Source organism: Pantoea ananatis PA13 (assembly GCF_000233595.1).
Lineage (GTDB): Bacteria > Pseudomonadota > Gammaproteobacteria > Enterobacterales > Enterobacteriaceae > Pantoea > Pantoea ananatis.
In genome coordinates, this window is sequence record NC_017554.1 from 2,755,414 (window position 1) to 2,775,748 (window position 20,335).

A 20,335-nucleotide genomic window follows, 5' to 3' on the forward strand; every position below is an offset into this window, starting at 1 on the left:
ACATTAGAATTTATCCCGTCGCAATGAAAATGACTACGAAAGTCTTGGATATTCATATTTCAGACATCTGAAGATGCATATTTCTTACATCTCTCAACGGACACTCTCATCCTTAAATAATCCATTAATTATTATGAATTTCTTGTCATACTCTCTGATTGCTGATGTTGTGCAGTTTTGTTCCTTTACATGAAAATATATTGCAACATCAGCATTATTCTGATTAATAATCCTGGGTTTCGATACATCATATTCAAAAGGTATTTTTTTATTACTGACTTCACTACTGGCAGATTTATCATCAGAAACAGGCTCAGTCGTACCACACAGTCCGGAACTCGGATCTTCATACCAGTCAAATAACGCATAACGGGTGTAGGGTTTTTCACTGTTACCGGCGATCAGACTTAAAATCTCGTACTTCTGATACAAGTCACTGTATCTGAAATTGGTATTTGATGAATATATCAGCGCGTAGTGTTTGTGGTTTCCACCGGTAAACTCCTGTTTGATTTCCGTATACATGCGCAATCCTGGAATATCTTTACCATAGGTGCTTCTTTTAGCATCATAAAAATAAATCCCCTCAGTGTTCTCATTAACTAAAAACTGATAATTGTTTAGTCTGAAACAGGTATCGTTCTTCTCTGGAATAGAGGCTGTCGACCCGCTTCTGGATTCAACATATTTTTTCAATAAGCTGAATCCTGGCTTATCCAACGCTTCAGCGCATGGCAGAAACCAGTTTTCCGCACATGAATATGAGCTGTAAAGACAGCAAAGAGGAAATAAAAGACGTCCTGCAATATTCATAACAGCGATCCTGTAAATGTTCACTCACTAGTGAGTTGCCTGTATCTGCTTTGCTCGTAGCCACCGGCAATATTGTTGCCACCGGGAGTAGCCATGCCGGTTAAAAAACGTCTGACACGGACTGAACCGCTGAACCGCTGAACCGCTGAACCGCTGAACCAGAATGAGTACAGCAGTGTCGCTAACCCGATGGAAATTCTTTGATGAAATCATAACTGATTATTTCAGGATAAACACCAGTGTAAGGTGGCCTGTCACACGCATCATTCAGCCCATCCTTTTGTGTTCTGTTGATGTTTACACTCAATGATATAGATGCCAAAAATCTGGTTCTGGTAGGTGATTCAGCGGGTGGTTTGATTGTCGTTACAATGATGCGTAAGGCGCGTGACGCAGTTAATCTGCTCCCCGCTGCGGCAGTGGCTATTTCAACCTGGGCAGATCTTACTCATAGCGGTTTGTCAGCCATTACCCGTGAGTGGATTGATCCTCTTTGTAACGTCGGTTTTCTCAACATATTAGCTGACCTGCTCCCCGTTGCTAAACTCAGACTATTGCTGGTTACTTCAGCTTTTAGTTCATGACGGCATCACGAACAAACCGATGTCCGCTTTGAGCGAGGAGCGGCCGTTTGGGGTGTTCACAGCAGGTGGAAATTTTACTTACACAGCCGTGTTGGGGTTAACGGGAACCGATCAAGACATAAAATTGCCCGTTCGTTCCTTACACTAACTGAACAGGTAATCGGTAAGCAGGCCGAAAGCGGTGTCGATTTTAGAGAGAAAAGGCATTGGCTAATTTTTCAGCAAGCAGATACCAGAAGCTGACCGGCATTTTTCCAGCTGATTCTGAATACCGGGGCATGATCTGATGAAGGCATATCGGATAATGTTCTCTCCACAATGGTGCCCCCGAGGCGCTGATAAAAAGCTGTTGCCTGGGTGTTATCTTCAAACACCCATAAATAGAGCGGTGACTCATCATCCCTGCTCTTGACCCATTCGGCTGCGCGACAGAGAAGTTGTTTTCCTACACCGTGACCACGTAGTGAAGAGCTTACATGCAGGCTGTCTATATAACAGCCCCACTGCGCGTCATAGTGGAGCTTAATACATATGAAGCCTTCAACCTTTCCATCATATTCAGCTACAAACACTGTTTCGCTTTCATTGCTCTGATTCAGTGCTGAGCGCCAGTGTGAAAGTCGATCTTTCTGCGCCTGATTTTCAAGGAAATCCGCAGACATCACTTTCGTGTAGGTATCTCTCCATCCGGCGGTGTGTAGATGTGCTATTGCATCGGCATCACTGTGCTGAGCCTGTCTTAAGTGAATCACTGTTACCTCTCACAAACGCAATGGCGTTTCATGTTAGCAAAATCACATTCAGTCGAAAATCAGCTTACCAGGTTCAAACCATACATCACATCTTGCGCAAGGATGAAAATGAATCTGGAAAACTCATGGTGACAGAATGCTTACCTCATACGTAAATGTCCGCTTCTGGCACAGGGCTGCTGTTGCAGCCCTGACAAACTTAGACTTCAATCGATTCAGGAATCTCTAACGCATCATCGACTTCAATACCCAGATAACGGACCGTGCTTTCCAGTTTCTTATGACCTAACAGGAGTTGAATCACACGAAGATTCTTAGTTTTCTTGTAGATCAGGTAAGGTTTTGTTCTTCTCATGGAATGTGTACTGTAAAGAGAATCTTCGAGACCAATTTTTGCTACCCACCCATGAAAAATTCGGTTGTATTGCCGGGGTGATATGTGTTGGTTAATACCGACCCGAGATCGGAACAGGTAGTCTTTACTGCGTAAATTGCCAAGCTTTATCAATGCAGAAACAGCCTCTCTTGTCCCTTTGGTTATCTCAAATTGGACAGGGCTGCCGGTTTTCTGTTGTAGCACCGTAGCTCTGCTTGAAACAGAGCTACCATATGCAACATCAGATACTTTGAGTTTTACCAGATCACAGCCTCGAAGCTTACTATCCAGGGCCATATTGAACAGAGCCAAATCGCGCGTTTTACCTTCCAGTTCAAGCCTGATTCGGATCCCCCAGATATGAGATATCTGAAGTGGTCTTTTTTGGCCGATGATACGGTCTTTGTTCCACGGTGATGTGTTCATACTCAAATCTCCTGAAATGTGGGTGATCTGAGTATGGCTGTCCCTCATGAGCGAGAAACGGTCATTCAGGCTATCCGATCAACGGCCAGAGTTTAGAGCCCATTGCCAAAAATGAGACTTCTCTCTGCAGGTGATCCATTTACGGAAACGCAGGACTTGCACCAATAAAATGAGAGTTGGATCTGAGCTGCCTGTATTATTCTTTCTGAAGTTTCCTTCTTGAGAAGGCTTCTGTTGGAGTGCACAACCCCGTGCTTGCCCTTCGCAATGAGTGGATTGCTTCCTTGATGTACTCATCTGACCTCCACCTTGCCTCATGAACCTTTTCTGAAAATTGCCGATAAAACATTCACCGCAATCAAATCATGCGGCTCTGTACACATTACTTATCTTTCCTTTAAGGGAAGTATATTTCGTCAGCACCATGCATGAATGCTGACGCCTACACCAGGAATAAATATGAACAACATTAGAATCGGAGTGCGTCTCGGTATCACCTTCGGGTTTATGGCGCTCCTTGTTATGTTTATGGTGCTCATCGGCATCGTAAAAATTAATGCTCTCGGTAATGCCAATGATGACATATCAGGAAGTCTTTACACCAAAGCCTCCACTTCTCTGTCGATCCGTTACTACACATCAGATATGAGCCGGCTTGCGCGTAATGCGATTCTCCTTAAAGACGTTGCAAAAAGGGAAAAAGCCATCAGCGATTATCGCGGCGAAAGACATGAAGTTGACAGTCTTCTCAGTCTTATTGGTAAGCAGGTGAATACGCCCCAGGGAAGCGAAATTTTCACCCGCCTCAAGGCCCGTGCAGAACTTTTTCTGCCTTTCATTGATGAGGTGGTGGCACTTGCCCAACAGGGAAAAAGCGATGATGCCACCCAACTCCTGTTTGGCCCCCGTTACCAGACTCAGGGAGACTTTATGGCGTCGCTGAAAGAGATGCAGACCTTCCAGGAGGCCCGAATGAGCTCTGCCGCTGCGCAGGCTCGCGCCGACCGTTCGGGTGCGCTGATGATGTTAGTTGTTGCCGGCGTGGTTGCGCTGTTGCTGGCCGCGGTATCTGCCTGGGTTATCACCCGGAGTATCACGCGGCCACTTAATGTGGCCGTTGAGGCCGCCCGCCGGGTGGCGCGCGGCGACCTTACTGGTACCGTCACTGCAGATCGTAAAGACGAAACAGGCATACTGCTGTCTGCCATCAGTGACATGCAGGCTTCGCTGATTAACACGGTCAGCCTCGTGAGAAGCAATGCAGAAAGCGTGGCATCCGCCAGTACCCAGATTGCCCAGGGCAACACAGACCTGTCGCAGCGTACCGAGGAGCAGGCCAGTGCCCTTGAACAAACATCAGCGACCATGACGCAGCTCGGCGTGACGGTAAAAAACAACGCAGACAATGCCCGTCAGGCCGGCCAGCTTGCTGTAAGCGTTCGGGACGTGGCAAATAAAGGCAACGAGGCCACCACGGCCATTACCGGCACAATGAAATCTATCAGCGAAAGCTCCGGCCGTATCGCTGAAATCACCGCCGTCATTGACGGCATAGCTTTTCAGACCAACATTCTGGCGCTGAACGCCGCAGTGGAAGCGGCCCGTGCCGGCGAGCACGGCCGGGGATTTGCGGTGGTGGCAAGCGAGGTCAGGTCACTGGCACAGAGAAGCGCTTCGGCTGCGGGTGAGATTCGGCAGCTGATTGCAGCCAATGCTGATACTGTGGGACAGGGTAATGCACTGGTGATTCACGCGTCTGAAACGATGTCAGGAATTCTCTCCGCCGTAGGAAAGCTCACAGACACTGTTGAAGAAATCAACTCCGCCAGTGCCGAGCAGGCTCGTGGGATTGAGCAGGTAGGCATTGCCGTTACGGAGATGGACACGACGACACAGCAGAATGCTGCACTGGTTGAAGAGTCGGCCTCCGCTGCTTCAAGCCTCAGGGAGCAGGCGGAACGGCTTCTACAGGCTGTGTCTGTGTTCAGTCTGAGTGGCCCTTCTGCGCTTTCCGTTGCTCATGTGCCCGCCACGGTTGTAAAGCCGGGTTTTAAAACCGCAGCTGTAAAAACCCGCGCGGAAGACGAAGACGGAAGCTGGACGCATTTCTGATCGGTGTACAACGCCTGCTGCTGACGTGATGCAGTTAAGACTGAATGCTTTCGATAAAATGGTTAAATTTCTCCGGCTCGCCGGAGAAATATCAGAGGCATAAAGATGTTAACCGGACAAAATTACACGTCATTAATGCATTCAGATCCCAGCTAAGTCCGCTTCTGGCACAAAGCGGACAGGCTGACTGAGCTGAAGGTCCGCTTTGAGCTGTGAATTCAACCGATGAACGCACACATGCATAACGCCTCTGATGAACAGAGCGCTGAACTGTGCTGAATTTATCAGGGTTCAGGAAGCAGACTGAAGATCACCGAAAAAGAGACGTCATTTTACTAAAAAAAGAGTCATTCGGCCTGCTCTCCCGAACTTAATCCTAATCCTAAATACGAGGTATCACATGTTCGTCAGGACGCCATGCCTTCCGCTTATTAATATTTACTTACCGTAATTAACTAAAGGCGTCATCAAACTGTCATCAAAAAATCTTTGAATAACCGAGGCGCATCTGGGTTTCACCTTCCAGGCAACCCGCTGTGTTCCTACAAGTTTTTGTGATTACGTTTCTCAATTCGCTGAGCGCTGTCAGGGCAATCAGCCTTCTGTTTTCTTAAGCTGAGAGGAATCGTTATGCCTGTATCTGTTATAAAATACGCAGTTAAAACCGCCGCGTTAGCAGCGATCGTACTGGCTGGCCTGCAGGGCGTTTCGTTCGCAAATGATCTGCCTTCTCGCACGACTTTAGGGCCCGATTCAGTTAAAGAAATGTCCGCTCAAAAAGCAAACGCCTCCACTAATGAAAGCGCTACCAAACTGGCCGCGTGGCATCACCATCTGGAGATTAATCCGGGTTGTAATGATCCCTCTTCAGGTCTTGGTTGCACCGACGATGACAATGCATAACGCGTAAAAGCTGCAGGCACCGTTTACAGATGCGGTGTCTGCACTGAGAGGAATAGATAAAAAGTACCGTCATCCAGACTGCTATTCATTCAGGCACTGGAGCATGAGGCATGTAAAGCCTCTTACAAAGTAAAGGCTGGCGTCGCGTGCTGGTTACTGCCCTGCCGACCCGGCCATTCCTACCGGTTTCTTTGCAGGGTCTTGCCAGATACCCGTTTACCTGTAGAGGGTCAGAGGCGTCGTGAGTTTGAACCTCCTCCATTCACGGGAATTCGCGGATAACAGATAAACCCGATGCGGTGTTATTCCTCTCAATATAAATATCCGGAGCTGCATAAACGAAAGGCTGACCTTATTCAATGCGCCAGTCAGTTACGTTTTTTCAGAATTTTATCTCTCAGCTGTGGGTAGCAGACCTGCAAACCTGTATCCCTCAATAAGTTCATCAAAAAGCTGAATATTGTTCCGGCTTCTGGCCATTAGCTGTGCGCCGGCGATGGCTGAAAAAATGGCACCGGCACGCATTCTGCTGTCTTCTGACGCAGTGATCCCCGCTTCCAGTAGCTGCCCTGCCAGCCAGTCTATATTGACGTCCGCAAACTTTTGCACCTCAACTTTGACAGGTTCAGGCAGATCATCATATTCCGCCGACATGAAACTTCCCATACAAAGTCGGTTTCCGCTTTCCAGCGAACGGCGAAATATTTGTGGATAGCGGCTCAGACTCCTGAGCGCATCGCCTTCCGCATCCCTCAGTACGTCCAGGTCACGCGCCGTATCCTCCCAATAACGCTGGGCCACCGCCGCACCCAGCTCGGCCTTGCTGGGGAAATGATAGTAAATGCTTGCCGCTTTAATCCCCACTTCATCTGCCAGTCCGCGGATATTCAAACCTGTATAACCATGCGCCTGCGCCGCCAGACGGGCTGCGTTCAGAATTTCGTCGCGGGATGTTTTGCTCATTATGTCACTCCTCCAGAAGCCAGAACCCCAATTCTAACATTTGTTAGGTAGGTATTGACAGCGTCATTTTACAGGACTAGAGTCCACCTACCGACCGTTAGGTAGACTATTAACCAAGAGGATTTATCATGAGCAAAGAAATTTATTACTCAGACGCGACTCACCTGGCCAGCATGATCCGTAACCGCGACGTTTCTCCCGTTGAGGTGATCCAAGCGCATCTTGATCGGATTGCCGCCACTAACCCGGACGTCAATGCTGTTGTAACCGTGGCAGAGGATGCCCTGAAGCAGGCCGCCGCTGCCGAAGCTGCCGTGATGAAGGGTGAGAAACTGGGCCCGCTTCACGGCGTTCCTTTTACCGTAAAGGACTCCATCGATACGGCAGGTGTGCTGACTCAGCGTGGTTCACCTATTTTCAAAGGCCGTCGTCCTGACGAAGACGCAACCAGCGTGGCGCGTCTTAAAAAAGCAGGCGGTATCCTGCTGGCTAAGACGAACCTGCCGGAATTTTCATACTGGATTGAAAGCGACAACCTGCTGTCCGGGCGCTCTAATAACCCATGGGACCTGACCCGGACGCCCGGCGGCTCCAGTGGCGGTGAGTCTGCCGCGATTGCCGCAGGCATGTCTCCGCTGGGACTGGGCACGGATTTGGCCATCTCGGTACGAGGCCCTGCGGCGCAGACCGGCATCACTTCCATGAAAGCCACGCACGGCAGCGTGCCCATGACAGGCATCTGGCCGCGTGCGCCCCGCCGCTTCTGGCATGTTGGCCCTATGGCCCGCTCAGTTCGCGATATTGCCCTGGCATTCTCTCAGCTTTCGGGACCGGATGGTCACGACGCATTCTCCAGCGCTGCGCCCGTTCATTCTGACGGGCTGCCGTTTGTAGCATCGCGTCCGCTGCGAATTGGCTGGATGACCGGCCCGGGCTTTGGGCCGGTTGATCCGGACGTTAACGCCATCGTGAAGGCGGCTGCGGAAGCGCTAAAAGCACCGGGCGTCGTTGTGGAGCATGTCGGCATTCCTGCACTGGAGAAGGACTTTGCGCTGGATGTGTTTAACCGGCTCCACGTCATGGAAATGAAGCCCGCCTTTGCGGCGGCCACGGCCGGTCGCCAGCCTGATGAGATCTATAAAATGGCGAAAAACATGCTGTCGTTACCTGATACACCGATGTCTGCTTATATTGATGCAGAGCAGGCCGCCGAACGATTGCGTGACGGCTTCGCGGAATACTTTTCACGCTACGATGCGCTTATCACGCATGTACTCCCCATCCCGGCGCATAAACACGGCGTGGACAGGTTTGTTATTGACGGTCAGGACGTTGATGCCACTTATCTGCAAGGTGCCACGGTGCCGCTTAACGTCACAGGGTTGCCTGGTGTAGCGTTGCCGTTTGGTAAGAGTCGTGAAGGCTTGCCGGTTAACGTGCAGATCGTCGGCAAATGGCATGATGAGCACGTCATTCTCCATATTGCCTCTCTGCTGGAAGCAGTGAGCCCTGTGAAAGGTTCTCATCCGTCACTGTAACAAGGATCGTGCCCCACGAACCCCGTGGGGCATTTAAGATCGTCGCTCACGTCTCAGCATGGAGCTTAACCCGTTGTTCCACATTTCGTTCATGGCGCAGGCAATTACCGCTAATGACCGTCGGCAACCCACCCAGAAGCACTGTCGATCAACCGCTTCAGAGCTGGCGAAATGTCTGCTGATTTCAGGCCACCCCGGTTTCGAGGTCAGGCACCTCGCCTTGTAACTGCAGGTAAAGCACGCCGTGACGTTGCAGGTTTCTTAGCGATGCAGGAACCAGCGCTATTCCCATCGCTGCTGAAACGAGGTCAGCATGGTCACTGCCTGACCATCACCGGTCGCAGCCTGGCAGAGGAGCTGGCGGATATTCCAGCACAACCGCAGCCTGATCAGAACGTCATCCTGCCGCTTCAGGCCCCCCTCTAAAAAGAAGGCCACCTGGCAATACTTAAGGGTAATCTGGCCCCTGACGGGGAGGTCGCAAAAATCAGCGGCCTGAAGATGCCCGCTATCACCGGTCCGGCACGCGTATTCGACGATGAAGCCAGCGCAAAGCAGGCGATCCTTGAGGATCGGATACAGCCTGGTGATGTGCTGGTGCTGGGATATTTAGGACCCAAAGGGGGGCCGGGGATGCCCGAAATGCTCTCCCCGACAGCGGCCCTGGTGGGCAAAGGATTGGGAGAGAGCGTTGGCCTGATCACTAACGGCCGCTTCTCTGGTGGCACCTGGGGAATGGGGGTCGGTCATATCGCACCGGAAGCTTTTGTAGACAGAACCCTTGCCTTGGTGGAGGAAGGCGACGCCATCACTATTGAGGCCCATCGGCAACTGCTGCAACTGAATATCGATGAGGCGCTACTGCAAGAAAGAAGAGACCGCTGGAGCCCACCAGCGCCACGTTACACAAGAGGTGTGCTTGCGAAGTTTGCCCAACTGGCGATGCCGGCTTCCAGGGGCGCGTGTACCGGATAAACGTATCGGATAACGCTGTTTACTGACAATGGTCGAGGTATGTCAGTAAGCAGCAGTCCGGGGAGCCATAGCCCGCCCCTACTTTGATAGCGATGTTGTCGTCGTGGTCTCTTTTACTGGGATACTTTTCTGCTTTACCTAAAGCAATGTTTTTGCGGTTGCTAAAGCCTCTTCTTTAGAAGCAGCTATCAATAAAGGATAGCCCCAAAATTTTTCATAAATAATGGCGAAAGGTCTGGCTGCAGCCCTTTTTACAGTGTTGGGCTCAATCAGGATTGACGCTTTAACAAAGGTTTTTAATTCATTTTTATGCGCTTTCATCCAGCGGGTTGTCATCTTCATCTCATCGGCGGAATGCTCATGTTTGCTTTCAGTAAAGCCTTCACCGCTAAGCAGTACGAAGGGTGTTTTGCGAGCCAGTAACGCTTCGAATTCACTAAATGCGGGGGCAGCCGAATCCTTTCCAGGAGCATTCATTTTTATCCATACAACGGGAAAATCGGCATCGTCAATTTGCATAGTCATAATCCTGTGAATCGGTTGATTAAGATTTTCAGCTCTCCTGATGCAGCGCTGAAAAATGGCCGCTTCGGCAGCATGACGCGCAACGCACCAGGCAACCTCCACCCCTGTTAAATGAAATTATCTGAATCCCTTTTAGACTGCATTGCGAATGTTGGTCATAATATTATTCAAAATTGCCAAATGCTGCTTTCAAAACCAAGGTTGAATACATGTCCCGGCTATCTTCTCTGAATGCTGTTGCTTTGCCTGATATTGACAGTATCCCTCGCCCCATCTTTGCACTGAGCGCATCCATGATTTCAAATGGCTGGGAACATGAAACACACCAACATCGTAAGTCGCAATTGCTCTATTCAGTCCGTGGTGTGCTCAATTGTGAGGTCGACGAGGGGATGTGGATTGTTCCACCTCAATGTGCAGTCTGGATACCGGGCAACATGCCACATTCTGCACGGGGTTCTGGAAATACAGAATGTTACTGTCTGTTTATTGAACCTGAGGCGATACCCGCGCTTCCAAAAACCTGCTGTACACTCTCCGTAAACCCACTCCTGCGCGAGTTGTTGCTTAAAGCTGCGGGTTTACCGCGGCTTTATCCGACAGAGGGACCGGAAAGCCGCTTGATAGCAACCCTTCTTGATGAATTATCAGCGGCACCAGTAGAAGATTTGCATCTGCCAATGCCACGCGATCGAAGGCTGCGACAGCTTGCTGAAAAGCTACTGGCCGAACCTGCTGATAAATCCTCTTTGGGCGAATGGGCCCATCGCATCGGTATGAGTGAAAGAACCATGAGCCGGCTGATGCTGCAGGAGATCGGAATGAGTTTTGGTCATTGGCGTCGGCAGTTACATGTCATCCTTTCACTTCAACGGCTAACCCGTGGGGAGAGTGTTCAGACAGTCGCGCTGGAACTTGGCTATGAGAACGCCAGCGGATTCATCACCATGTTTCGAAAAGCAGTAGGCAAGCCGCCCGCTCGCTACCTTTTCGAAAGAACAGAGAAGGCAACAGGCGGAGCTTCGGGCATTATGCCCGGCAAAATTTATTTGGATTAAAGGCACTGCCGGATCCGTCATCCATTGCACGCTCTGTTCGTAGACGGTAAAGCCGTTACCCTTATTTCTGCACTGACAGCGCTGCCTTGCGTTAACCGGTCATCCCCTGCGCGATGCTATCGGTATGAGGCGGGCGCTGACGGAAGACGCCGGGCAATAACAATCCATAATGCCAAGAAACATTCCGGCAGCATCTCTGACTTCTTTTTAAACATACCTCCCGTCGCAATTCAAGACAGTGTTGAAGCACCTGAGGGGAACGATCCTGGATGGGTATTGCTTATCATCCGGCAGCCCGTAAGACGAAAAAGATTCGCACTGTCAGCGCCATTACCTTACCGACAGTGCGTAAAAGAACCGACTTTTCTGCAGCAACGTTAATATTCCCCCCCTTTTAAGCTGCCTGTCTGACAGGCACTCATCCCTTAATTGTCCGGAACGATTGCCCGAGTGTGCCCGCGTTTTCTGTCGTTAAATCTGTCTTTACCCTGATGTAAAGAAAACAGGCAACTTTTGGCTGAAATGAAAAATTTTATGTCTGTGTTTCGCTATCGGAAAAAAGATTTTCGCTGTTAAATGAGAATGATTTTTATTTTTAATTACATGAGTCTTATGTGATTGAAATGTCGGGAGTCAGCGTACTGCAGCGGCAACAGGTGCTGAATTCACTGCAGCGCAGGGTAAGTGGCATTGACTGATAACGAAGTCATGGAAGGCGTGGATACGACCATTCGGGTACGATTTAACGTTATGAAAAGCATACTGATGTTTAAAAAAACATCGTGAGCAACCTGGCTCTTATTCGTTTCAGTGAAATGTATTTTATTAAACCTAGACGAGTACATACAGACATGAAAGTTCGAAGAGCTCTGATTCCACGTTCTTGTGCAGTAATGCTTAGTGCATTAATGAGTTCACTGTCATTCCCTGCACTGTCAGCAGACAGCGCCGTGGCTGCGACTAAACAGAATACCCTCACTGTAACAAGCGAGGGGGAGACTCCCCCGGAAGAAAATGCCTGGGGGCCAGTAGGCTCTGTGGTGGCAAAGCGAAGCGCGACAGCGACTAAAACTGACACGCCACTCCGTAAAACGCCTCAGTCCATTACCGTTGTTACGCGTGAAGAGATGGATTTGCTAGACCCACCGACGCTGAAAGATGCTTTTCGTTACGCTGCAGATGTGATGGTTGACAGTCGGGGGTCGGTAAGCGGCTTTAATTCAGTCAATATCCGGGGGTTCAGCCAGATCTCGGATAATATTTATCTGGACGGACTCAAACTTCAGGCCGACAGTTTTACTTCCTTCCAGGTCGATCCTTACATGCTTGAACGTGCTGAATTGCTGCGTGGCCCTGCATCTGTTCTGTATGGTCTGAGTGAGCCTGGCGGTGTTATCGCGCTGGTCAGTAAGCGCCCCACTCCGCAGACCATTCGCGAAGTGCAGTTTAAAACTGGCAACCATAATCTTTTCCAGACGGGCTTTGATTTTGGCGGCGCGGTTGATGATGACGAGAAATTAACCTACCGCCTGACAGGTGTAGCCAGCGATCAGGACCAGCAACAGACGGGTGAAAAAGCAAAGCGTTATTCATTAGCGCCGTCATTCACATGGCGCCCCGATGACAAAACTCAGTTTACTTTTTTAAGCAGTTTCCTCGATGAACCCAATATAGGATGGTTTGGCTATTTACCGAAAGACGGCACGGTAACCAGCGGTGCGGGTGGAAAATTACCCACAAGTTTTAATGATGGGGAACCGGGTTATAACAAAATTTCCCGTAAGCAGAAGTTAGTCGGTTATACCTTTGAGCATCAAATTAATGACAACTGGACTGTGCGTCAGAACTTGCGCTACGGAACGGTAGATATGGATTACCGAACCATCTATGGAAGCAGTGTTTCTCCGTTTGATCCTTCTTTTTTAACCCGGGGTGCACTTGCGGCCAAAGAGCATTTATCGAGCTTCGCGATGGATACTCAGGTGCAAAATAAATTTTCTACAGGTAACACAGACCATACCCTGCTTATGGGCATAGATTACCGGCGCACACGGAATGATGTCTGGCAGGCGCTCGGTCTGGCATCCAGTCTGAACCTGGTTAATCCTGTGTATGGTAATACCGCTGTACAATATTTCGGTTACAGGAGTCAGGTCGATCGTCTTGAACAGACTGGCCTCTATTTGCAGGATCAGGCTGAATGGAATCACTGGCTATTAACATTGGGTGGTCGTTATGACTGGTCTGAAGCAGACAGCGTCAATCGCCTTAATAACAATTCCGCCTCCAAACAGGACGATAATGAATTTACATGGCGAGGAGGTCTGAACTACCTGTTTGATAATGGTCTTTCACCTTTCATTAGCTACAGTGAATCCTTCCTGCCAACAGCAGGAGCGGATTATACAGGGAAAATGTTTCGGGCATCTCGCGCCAAACAGTATGAAGCCGGAATCAAATATATACCTGACGGTAAATTGATTTCCGCCACCTTATCGCTGTTCCAGATAACAAAAGATAAAAATCTGACGTCAGATCCTGAGCATATTTTATATTCAGTGCAAAATGGCGAGTTACGCTCCAGAGGCATAGAACTGGAGACGAAAGCAGCACTGACAGAAAATGTGGATATTATCGGCAGCTATTCCTACACGGATGCTGAGTATACCAAAGACACCTCATACGAAGGTAATCGCCCAGCTGAGATCCCTAAAAATATGGCGGCATTATGGGGAAACTACACTTTTCATGAAACGGCGTTAAGCGGATTGACGTTAGGGCTGGGAAGTCGCTATGTCGGGTCGACGGAAGGTGATAACGCTAACTCCTTTAAAGTGAAGCCCTACACGATCTGGAATGCCGTCATCCAGTACGATCTGAGCAGGTTCAATCTGCCGGGTTCATCAATTGGCTTAAATGTTAACAATCTTTTTGATAAGAACTACGTCGCAGGCTGTTACGCCACGACGGCGTGTTTTTACGGCGCGGAGCGACAAATTACGGCAACGGCTACGCTCAGGTTCTGATAATGCACGTACTGAAATGAATGTTTCCCAGAATCAGACTGGCTTTTATCCTGCGAGTTCCACCGATGGATGCAACACATTAATTGAATCGCTCTGCGGGTGATTCAGGGTATGGCGGATTTCCCGGCCTCTCGTCGAGCGGCCGGGCTACGCCATAAACGCTTTACTGGCGGTAACCCGGTAAACAAGTGCCTGAGGGAAAATGTTGTCTGAACACGCTGTTCGTATTTTCATTTAAGCCGCATTGCCAGGGAGATTGAGGAGCACAGAAATAAATCCGAATGTCTGTCGCTACAGTAAATTAGGTGTGACTGATCCTTTCACCTCCCCGAATCCATGTTGATATTTTATAACGCTCAGCAGCTCATTCCAGGGCTTATGTGATGAGTGGAGGCATCACCCTTAGGATCTGCTGTCCCAGACTTTAGCCAGCCTAAGCAAGCCGGAATGGCGTTCTGCAGAGTGACGATAACCCCTTTGATACCATTAAATAAGGGGTCTGACGGTGGAATATCCTTCGCCTGGTAAAGTCGTCTGGTGCGATAATGTCGATTAACCAGCCGTCGCTGCAACGGGCGGCAGGGAATCAGAACGCGCTTAAGCGTTGAAGCTGAACACATGTGGTTTATTCTGGAAAATCTGCCTCAGATGCCACCTGAGCAGCTTCATGACGCGGAGACGATGCTGACCGAAGGCCTGAAGAAATAAGGCCCGGCTGCAGTGTCACGTCACCCTCATCGGCGAATAACGCCTTCAACTCTGCTCTGGAGAAACTGAATGTTTACCGGTTTGTCTGCTTTCCCGTTAACACCTGTCACGGCGCGTGGTGTCGATGAAGAGGGATTGACTAAGATTCTGGCTCGCCTGACGGCAGCCGGTGTCGATTCGTTGGGTATTCTGGGTTCAACCGGCAGCTATGCCTATTTGAGCAGGGAACAGCGTAAACGCGTCGCAACGCTCGCCCGTCAGATTGCCGGGCAAATCCCCATGATGGTTTGCGTGGGTGCAATGAGCACCGATGCCGTGCTGCAACTGGCTGAAGATGCACAGTCTGCAGGCGCTGATGCGTTGCTGCTTCCGGCGATGAGCTACCAGCCGCTGCGTAATGAAGAGGTTTATGCGTTTTATGAGACGGTTACCCGACATGTTTCAGTCCCGGTTTGTGTTTATGACAACCCACGGACCACGCATTTCACGTTCACAGATGAACTGCACGGGCAGCTGTCGTCACTGAAGGGCATTCGCTCAGTTAAAATTCCAGGCGTATCGGATAATCCCGTTGCTGCGGCTGAACGGGTCAATGCATTACGGCAACATCTTCGTCCTGGCATGACCATTGGCATCAGCGGTGACGCCAGCGCCGGGCTGGGATTAAATGCCGGTTGTGAAGTCTGGTATTCCGTTTGCGGTGGTCTGTTTCCGGAAACCGCCAAACAAATTACGCAGGCCGCCGCAGTTAACGACCATGAACGCGTGACTGCCTTCACTACCCGTCTGGAACCTTTATGGGCGCTGTTTCGTAAACATGGGGGAAGCATCCGTGTAATCGCCGCTGCAGCAGGCATACTCGGGCTTACCGATCCAGACTGTCTGCCTCGTCCCCTGCTGCCGTTGTCTAAAGAAGATATTGCCGATGTCGCAGGTGTGATTGCAGATCTGGATCTTAAATAACGCGCCAACAGGATCGGTTATCCGCCGATCCTCAACATATCTGGCTGGAGCATAATCTTAATAATGCGCCTTATCATCATGAGCGCCGTTGGCCGGGCAGGTTTCAAGCACTCGTGCAGAGCGTGAGATCGCGATGTCCGCTGCCCGGTTTAAAGCGGGCGTTGCCTGATGGACATGTCCGGTTTGTGCCAGGCGCGGGGAGTGAAAGTCGAAAAAGGCCCCTCTTTAGCTAAGCCTTATTTCTGTAGTCTGGCTGCGGCTTTTAACGTCGCCTGTCGCCTCTTTTCAATAAATGGCGCTGTTTGTTCCCGCGCCTTTTTTAACTGCTCTTCAGATGCAGTTCGGGGCGAGCCACAGGTAAACGGCGGTGCGGGATCATATTCCATATGCAGTTGAATATTTTCAGCAATACTGCTCCCGTGCATTTCTGATACAACGGTGAGCGCAAAATCTATACCTGAAGTGACACCTGCGCCGGTTATACGGTTACGGTCACGGACGACGCGCTCATTAACCGGCTCCGCACCTAACAGAGCGAGTTGGTCCAGAGAAGCCCAGTGCGTCGTTGCTTTATATCCATCCAGAAGTCCTGCTGCGCCCAGAATCAGCGAACCAGTGCATACAGAAGTCACCAGCTTTGCTTCTTCACTTTGGAAACGGATAAATGAAAGAACGTCTTCATCATCCATTAGGTTTATCTGACCAGGCCCTCCAGGGATACAAATTACATCCAGTTGTGGGCATGTGTTAAAAGTGGTCGTTGGCTGTATAGCCATACCACGATCGGAAACAACAAGGTCCAGGTTTTTCCAGATGAGATGAACCTTTGTATTGGGTGCCCTGACGAAAACTTCATATGGCGCGGTAAGATCAAGCTGAGTAAGCGCTGGGAACAGGAGCAGCCCGATTGATTTGCTTGCAGAATCACGCATAGAAAATCCTTTAACCTAAAAAGATATAATGGCTTTTCCTTCACCAAAGGCAATCGTTGCGTAAAAAACAGACGCTCGCCGAATGGATGTCATGTTTAACCCAGCTTTATTATCGTAGCGTTAAGCAATTTATGACCCACCCAAATGTCAGGATGATTTATGGGTAAAACATCCGATTCTCGCTCATCGCAGACATCACCTACGCATAGTCGCTTTGTGCCAGGAGCAGACATTGATATTTCAGCATTGCTGTGATTATTGGGGTGCAGGCCAGGTGGCCCCCCATCCCTTCGAGCTGCTGGCCACGCTGAAGCAGCGCGGCGAAAAGGCCGCCCAAAAACGTTATAAATCAAAATACGCAACCTCAGAGCATGCCAATTAGTCTCTGAATTAATGGTATCCATCTAAGCAAGTCAACGTAAGAATCGTAGATATATGAATGGCCAACGTCCGCTTTCGCCCATGTTCTACTGATTGATACGTACAGTTTGCACAAGGATGGTCCCTCTGAAACACAACTTTGGTGTTAAAAAAGGCTATTTGTGATTAACACCTTATTTACACGATTAACATTCTCTTTTTACTGGCTTGCCCTCAGGAAATGACTTTATAGTCGATTCATTCTGTAAAACACGGTTTTACCCTGTAAACCCTGCGTTGCATTCAGCCTGGCTTCTGAGCCCTGTAAGCAACGTCAGAACAGACGCGGTTAAAAAGCATAAGGGGAAGCGATGGAGACAGTTAATGCACCGCATTTGCCTGTCAGAGAAAACTGGCTGGCACTGCATCACGAAAAAGCGTTGATGCCCGATCTGGCGATAGTCGATGCTCATCATCACTTATGGGATCGCCAGTCAGGACGTTATCTGGTTCCTGATTTCAGCCACGATATTGAGCAGTCCGGACACCGGGTTCTGTCGACGGTTTATGTGCAGTGCCGTTCCATGCTGCGCCGTAACGGACCAGAAACCTTCAGGCCAGTCGGTGAGGTTGAGTTCGCGAGCGGCGCTGCCGCTATGTTTGACAGTGGCCATTATGGCAAGGCATCAGGCTGCGAAGCGATAGTGGGTGGTGTCAGTTTGCTGGCAGAGGATGACCTGCAACCCGTCATTGAACTCATGATGGCGCGCTCTGGTGGACGTTTACGAGGGCTGCGTAATCCGCTTGCCTGGCACAGTGATCCTCGCGTTGTATCAAGCCCTGTCACACCCCCTGCTGGCCTTGCCACCACTACCGCATTTCGCAAAGGCGCAGCCTGCCTTGTCCGGAACGGACTTTCGCTGGATGTCTGGGTTTACCACACCCAGCTTGATGACATTATTGCGCTGGCAGATGCGTTGCCCGATCTTCATATCATTGTGGACCACTGCGGCGGGCCGCTCGGCACGGGGCCTTATGCCAGCAAAAGGGATACCGCCTTTCAGGCGTGGCAAAAATCCATTACCGCTCTGGCTGAACGGCCAAACGTGAGCATGAAGATCAGCGGCTTTGGTATGACTGTCATGGGCTTTCCCTTCGCACAAAGCGCCACACCGCCAGACTCGCGGGCGCTGTGTCTCGCCTGGCGGCCACTGTTTGAAACGTTGGTCGAAACGTTCGGCGTCAGGCGCTGTATGTTTGCAAGCAATTTTCCGGTCGACAAAGGCATGTTCAGCTATGGCGTTTTCTGGAACGCCTGCAAACGGTTGGCGGAGCACGCGTCCGTCGAGGAAAAAGCACATCTTTTCTGGCGCACCGCAGCGTTAAGCTATCGCTTATCTTCCCTGGAGAATGCTGATGAATATCAAATCAAGACCGCATGAGACTCATCCACTGGAACAGAATGAAGCCAACCTGACACTCTCTCAAACATCGGCAGAAAAACGAACGCTCGCGTTGGGTGGGCTCGGGTGGGCTTTTGAAAGCTATGACTCATTTTTGCTATCGCTTTTATTGCCTGTGCTTGGCGTGGTGTTTGCTGTCAGCAAAACTGAACTGGGTCTGTTTATCAGCACCACGGCTGGCGGACAGATCATTGGCGGCATTCTGTTCGGGATGGTCGCCGACAAAATCGGACGAGTCAGAACCGCTTTCATTTGTATTACGATCTATTCGCTTTTCTCAGGACTCCTGGCCTTTTCTCATCATCAACAAACCTTTGTTTTGTTGCGATTTTGCGGGGCACTGGGAATGGGTGGAATGTGGACCTCTGGCGCAGCACTCATCGCCGAAACATGGCGTCCTGAACGCCGTGCCCAGGGTGGTGCACTGATGCAAATGGGACTGCCGGTGGGGGCCATTTTAGCGATTGGGCTGACGGCACTGGTCACGGCGATGACAGGCAAACTGGAAAACGGTGGCTGGCGATACCTTTTCATGATTGGCGCCTTGCCGGTTTTTATCATGATGGTCATTGCGTATATCACGCCTGAATCGCCAGTTTGGCTGGCACGCCAGCGGGAACGGATTCACAGACCGACCCAAACGGCGCGGTCGGGCAAAACAAACCTCAAAGGACTGTTACTGGCCTTTACCTTTATCTTTTTCATTCAGTATCTGTTCTGGGGGGTTTTCACCTGGACGCCCACCTATCTTCGTGAAGTGAAGCATCTTGATTTCCTGCACAGCCTGAAATTTGTACTGGCCTTACAAACAGGTGCGATTGCCGGCTTCCTTGTGTTTTCACTCCTGGCAGATAAATGGGGACGCAGACCCATGTTTTTGCTCTACCTGTTTATCGGCGCTGTGGCAGTCGGCCTGTATCTGGCGACAACTCAGCCATTGATTCTGATGGCCGCCATCTTTATGGCGGGGTTTGGTGTAAACGGCATCTTTGCCGGCTCCGGGCCGTTCCTTGCCGAAATGATTGGCGACACACAGTCACGCGGCTTTTTAATGGGTCTGGCTTATAACGGCGGTCGCTTAGGTGGGTTTATTGCACCGCTACTCATTGGCTATGTTGCCAGCATAGGAGGATTTACCGCAGGGCTGGCGACTACCGTTGTGGCTTTTATCGCCGCGATGGTTGTCGTGTGGATGGCACCCGAAACGAAAGGCATTAAGCTGCAATAGCCCTTTTCCTTTAGCCTGATAAGGCACGGCTGTTTTGGTCGTGCTTTATTCAGTGGCGCGGAGAGACAACCGATGGTCCGTACAATGCTACCCCTCTTTCCGGGCCCACCGCTTCCGATCAATTCATCACCCTAATGACGTGCGACTCTTGCTGCCACAGGCCGACTGTCGGAAGAGCGTTAATCCGGCTTTTGCTTTTTACTTTTCTTGCTGAAAATGATGTCCGCTTTGTGCCAGAAGCGGACGTTGCTTGCATCATGGTATGTTAGTTTACAGGGAGCAGGTCACGCGGGCACGCAAAGCTGAGGCCAGTACCGTGTCGTCCAACAGGCTCCAGCGACTGTTCAATCCTGATGCTCCAGATGAGCGTTGGGTCACCGAATGCTCTTAATGAGCAGATTTTAACTGCAAAGAGCAGCAAACGGAAAGCGGGTTTAACTAAGCAGGGAGAAGTGCGCGACAGGCAGAATCTGTCATAACGTAACCGGCTTCGCCGGGTGCCGGTGCCGGGAGGCCAGTTCACCCTGCAGGCATCAGTAGGCACCTTCATGCCGCTGACGCGGCATCAACAATAGTCATTTCCTGTCTGCCATGAGGCGTATTTTTTAAATGCAAACATTGTTTGCCCCT

General features: G+C 50.2%; 16 protein-coding genes and 3 pseudogenes. 12 read left to right on the forward strand and 7 right to left on the reverse strand.

What is annotated here, in order from left to right; translation table 11 throughout:
* Positions 1 to 93 precede the first annotated feature (93 nt).
* Entirely contained in the window at positions 94 to 813 is a 720-nt protein-coding gene (locus tag PAGR_RS12995) for a hypothetical protein (RefSeq protein ID WP_014606059.1), read from the reverse strand.
* Between the two features lie 317 nt (positions 814 to 1,130).
* Here PAGR_RS12995 and PAGR_RS23200 point away from each other — a divergent pair.
* Positions 1,131 to 1,337 (forward strand): annotated as a pseudogene (locus PAGR_RS23200) (steryl acetyl hydrolase); the annotation flags it as partial.
* A gap of 278 nt (positions 1,338 to 1,615) precedes the next feature.
* Here the strand turns inward: PAGR_RS23200 and PAGR_RS13000 are convergent.
* Together PAGR_RS13000 and PAGR_RS13005 are read right to left on the reverse strand one after the other, a co-directional pair.
* Positions 1,616 to 2,059, reverse strand: coding sequence for a GNAT family N-acetyltransferase (locus PAGR_RS13000; RefSeq protein ID WP_019105543.1), 444 nt, complete (start codon positions 2,057 to 2,059; stop codon positions 1,616 to 1,618).
* Between the two features lie 289 nt (positions 2,060 to 2,348).
* The gene (locus PAGR_RS13005) at positions 2,349 to 2,951 is read right to left on the reverse strand and encodes a site-specific integrase (RefSeq protein ID WP_013025475.1); all 603 of its coding nucleotides are present in this window, start codon (positions 2,949 to 2,951) and stop codon (positions 2,349 to 2,351) included.
* A 459-nt stretch (positions 2,952 to 3,410) separates the two neighbouring features.
* On the opposite strand from PAGR_RS13005, the gene PAGR_RS13010 reads away from it, so the two are divergent.
* Both PAGR_RS13010 and PAGR_RS13015 read left to right on the forward strand, forming a co-directional pair.
* Entirely contained in the window at positions 3,411 to 5,063 is a 1,653-nt protein-coding gene (locus tag PAGR_RS13010; RefSeq protein WP_014606060.1) for a methyl-accepting chemotaxis protein, read from the forward strand.
* Between the two features lie 630 nt (positions 5,064 to 5,693).
* Positions 5,694 to 5,966, forward strand: coding sequence for a hypothetical protein (locus PAGR_RS13015; protein WP_024471858.1), 273 nt, complete (start codon positions 5,694 to 5,696; stop codon positions 5,964 to 5,966).
* A 390-nt stretch (positions 5,967 to 6,356) separates the two neighbouring features.
* On the opposite strand, the gene PAGR_RS13020 is transcribed toward PAGR_RS13015, so the two are convergent.
* Positions 6,357 to 6,929: a TetR/AcrR family transcriptional regulator gene (locus tag PAGR_RS13020; protein WP_014593504.1), complete on the reverse strand. Its 573-nt coding sequence runs from the start codon at positions 6,927 to 6,929 to the stop codon at positions 6,357 to 6,359.
* Between the two features lie 128 nt (positions 6,930 to 7,057).
* Here PAGR_RS13020 and PAGR_RS13025 point away from each other — a divergent pair, with 128 nt between their 5' ends.
* The 3 genes from PAGR_RS13025 (at position 7,058) to PAGR_RS13030 (ending at position 9,442) form a co-directional block, all read left to right on the forward strand.
* Positions 7,058 to 8,467 carry an amidase gene (locus PAGR_RS13025; protein ID WP_014606061.1) on the forward strand — a complete coding sequence of 470 codons (1,410 nt, stop codon included), beginning with the start codon at positions 7,058 to 7,060 and terminating at the stop codon, positions 8,465 to 8,467.
* Positions 8,468 to 8,734: 267 nt separating this feature from the next.
* Complete coding sequence (locus PAGR_RS24005) at positions 8,735 to 8,893, forward strand: hypothetical protein (RefSeq protein WP_019105368.1); 159 nt, start codon at positions 8,735 to 8,737, stop codon at positions 8,891 to 8,893.
* Between the two features lie 12 nt (positions 8,894 to 8,905).
* The gene (locus tag PAGR_RS13030; protein ID WP_258170272.1) at positions 8,906 to 9,442 is read left to right on the forward strand and encodes an IlvD/Edd family dehydratase; all 537 of its coding nucleotides are present in this window, start codon (positions 8,906 to 8,908) and stop codon (positions 9,440 to 9,442) included.
* Positions 9,443 to 9,580: 138 nt separating this feature from the next.
* On the opposite strand, the gene PAGR_RS13035 is transcribed toward PAGR_RS13030, so the two are convergent.
* Positions 9,581 to 9,961, reverse strand: coding sequence for a hypothetical protein (locus PAGR_RS13035; RefSeq protein ID WP_029569897.1), 381 nt, complete (start codon positions 9,959 to 9,961; stop codon positions 9,581 to 9,583).
* Positions 9,962 to 10,176: 215 nt separating this feature from the next.
* Between PAGR_RS13035 and PAGR_RS13040 the strand changes: the two genes are divergently transcribed.
* Together PAGR_RS13040 and fhuA are read left to right on the forward strand one after the other, a co-directional pair.
* Positions 10,177 to 11,025: an AraC family transcriptional regulator gene (locus PAGR_RS13040; RefSeq protein WP_014593501.1), complete on the forward strand. Its 849-nt coding sequence runs from the start codon at positions 10,177 to 10,179 to the stop codon at positions 11,023 to 11,025.
* Positions 11,026 to 11,876: 851 nt separating this feature from the next.
* Positions 11,877 to 14,051 (forward strand): ferrichrome porin FhuA, encoded by a 2,175-nt coding sequence (gene fhuA, locus PAGR_RS13045; RefSeq protein ID WP_014606064.1) that lies wholly within the window; start codon positions 11,877 to 11,879, stop codon positions 14,049 to 14,051.
* A gap of 79 nt (positions 14,052 to 14,130) precedes the next feature.
* Here the strand turns inward: fhuA and PAGR_RS24375 are convergent.
* Positions 14,131 to 14,412: pseudogene (locus tag PAGR_RS24375) on the reverse strand (IS30 family transposase); the annotation flags it as partial.
* A gap of 112 nt (positions 14,413 to 14,524) precedes the next feature.
* Between PAGR_RS24375 and PAGR_RS24155 the strand changes: the two are divergent.
* Together PAGR_RS24155 and PAGR_RS13050 are read left to right on the forward strand one after the other, a co-directional pair.
* A pseudogene (locus PAGR_RS24155) lies at positions 14,525 to 14,759 on the forward strand (hypothetical protein); the annotation flags it as partial.
* 69 nt (positions 14,760 to 14,828) lie between these two features.
* A complete protein-coding gene (locus tag PAGR_RS13050; RefSeq protein ID WP_014606065.1) occupies positions 14,829 to 15,722 on the forward strand; it encodes a dihydrodipicolinate synthase family protein in 894 nt (297 codons plus the stop codon).
* Between the two features lie 236 nt (positions 15,723 to 15,958).
* Here PAGR_RS13050 and PAGR_RS13055 read toward each other — a convergent pair whose 3' ends face one another.
* The gene (locus PAGR_RS13055; protein ID WP_013025465.1) at positions 15,959 to 16,654 is read right to left on the reverse strand and encodes a DJ-1/PfpI family protein; all 696 of its coding nucleotides are present in this window, start codon (positions 16,652 to 16,654) and stop codon (positions 15,959 to 15,961) included.
* A gap of 731 nt (positions 16,655 to 17,385) precedes the next feature.
* Between PAGR_RS13055 and PAGR_RS13060 the strand changes: the two genes are divergently transcribed.
* Complete coding sequence (locus PAGR_RS13060) at positions 17,386 to 18,456, forward strand: amidohydrolase family protein (RefSeq protein ID WP_013025464.1); 1,071 nt, start codon at positions 17,386 to 17,388, stop codon at positions 18,454 to 18,456.
* Entirely contained in the window at positions 18,431 to 19,705 is a 1,275-nt protein-coding gene (locus tag PAGR_RS13065; protein ID WP_014606066.1) for an MFS transporter, read from the forward strand. The genes PAGR_RS13060 and PAGR_RS13065 overlap by 26 nt, the downstream gene beginning before the upstream one ends.
* The last annotated feature ends 630 nt before the right edge of the window (positions 19,706 to 20,335 follow it).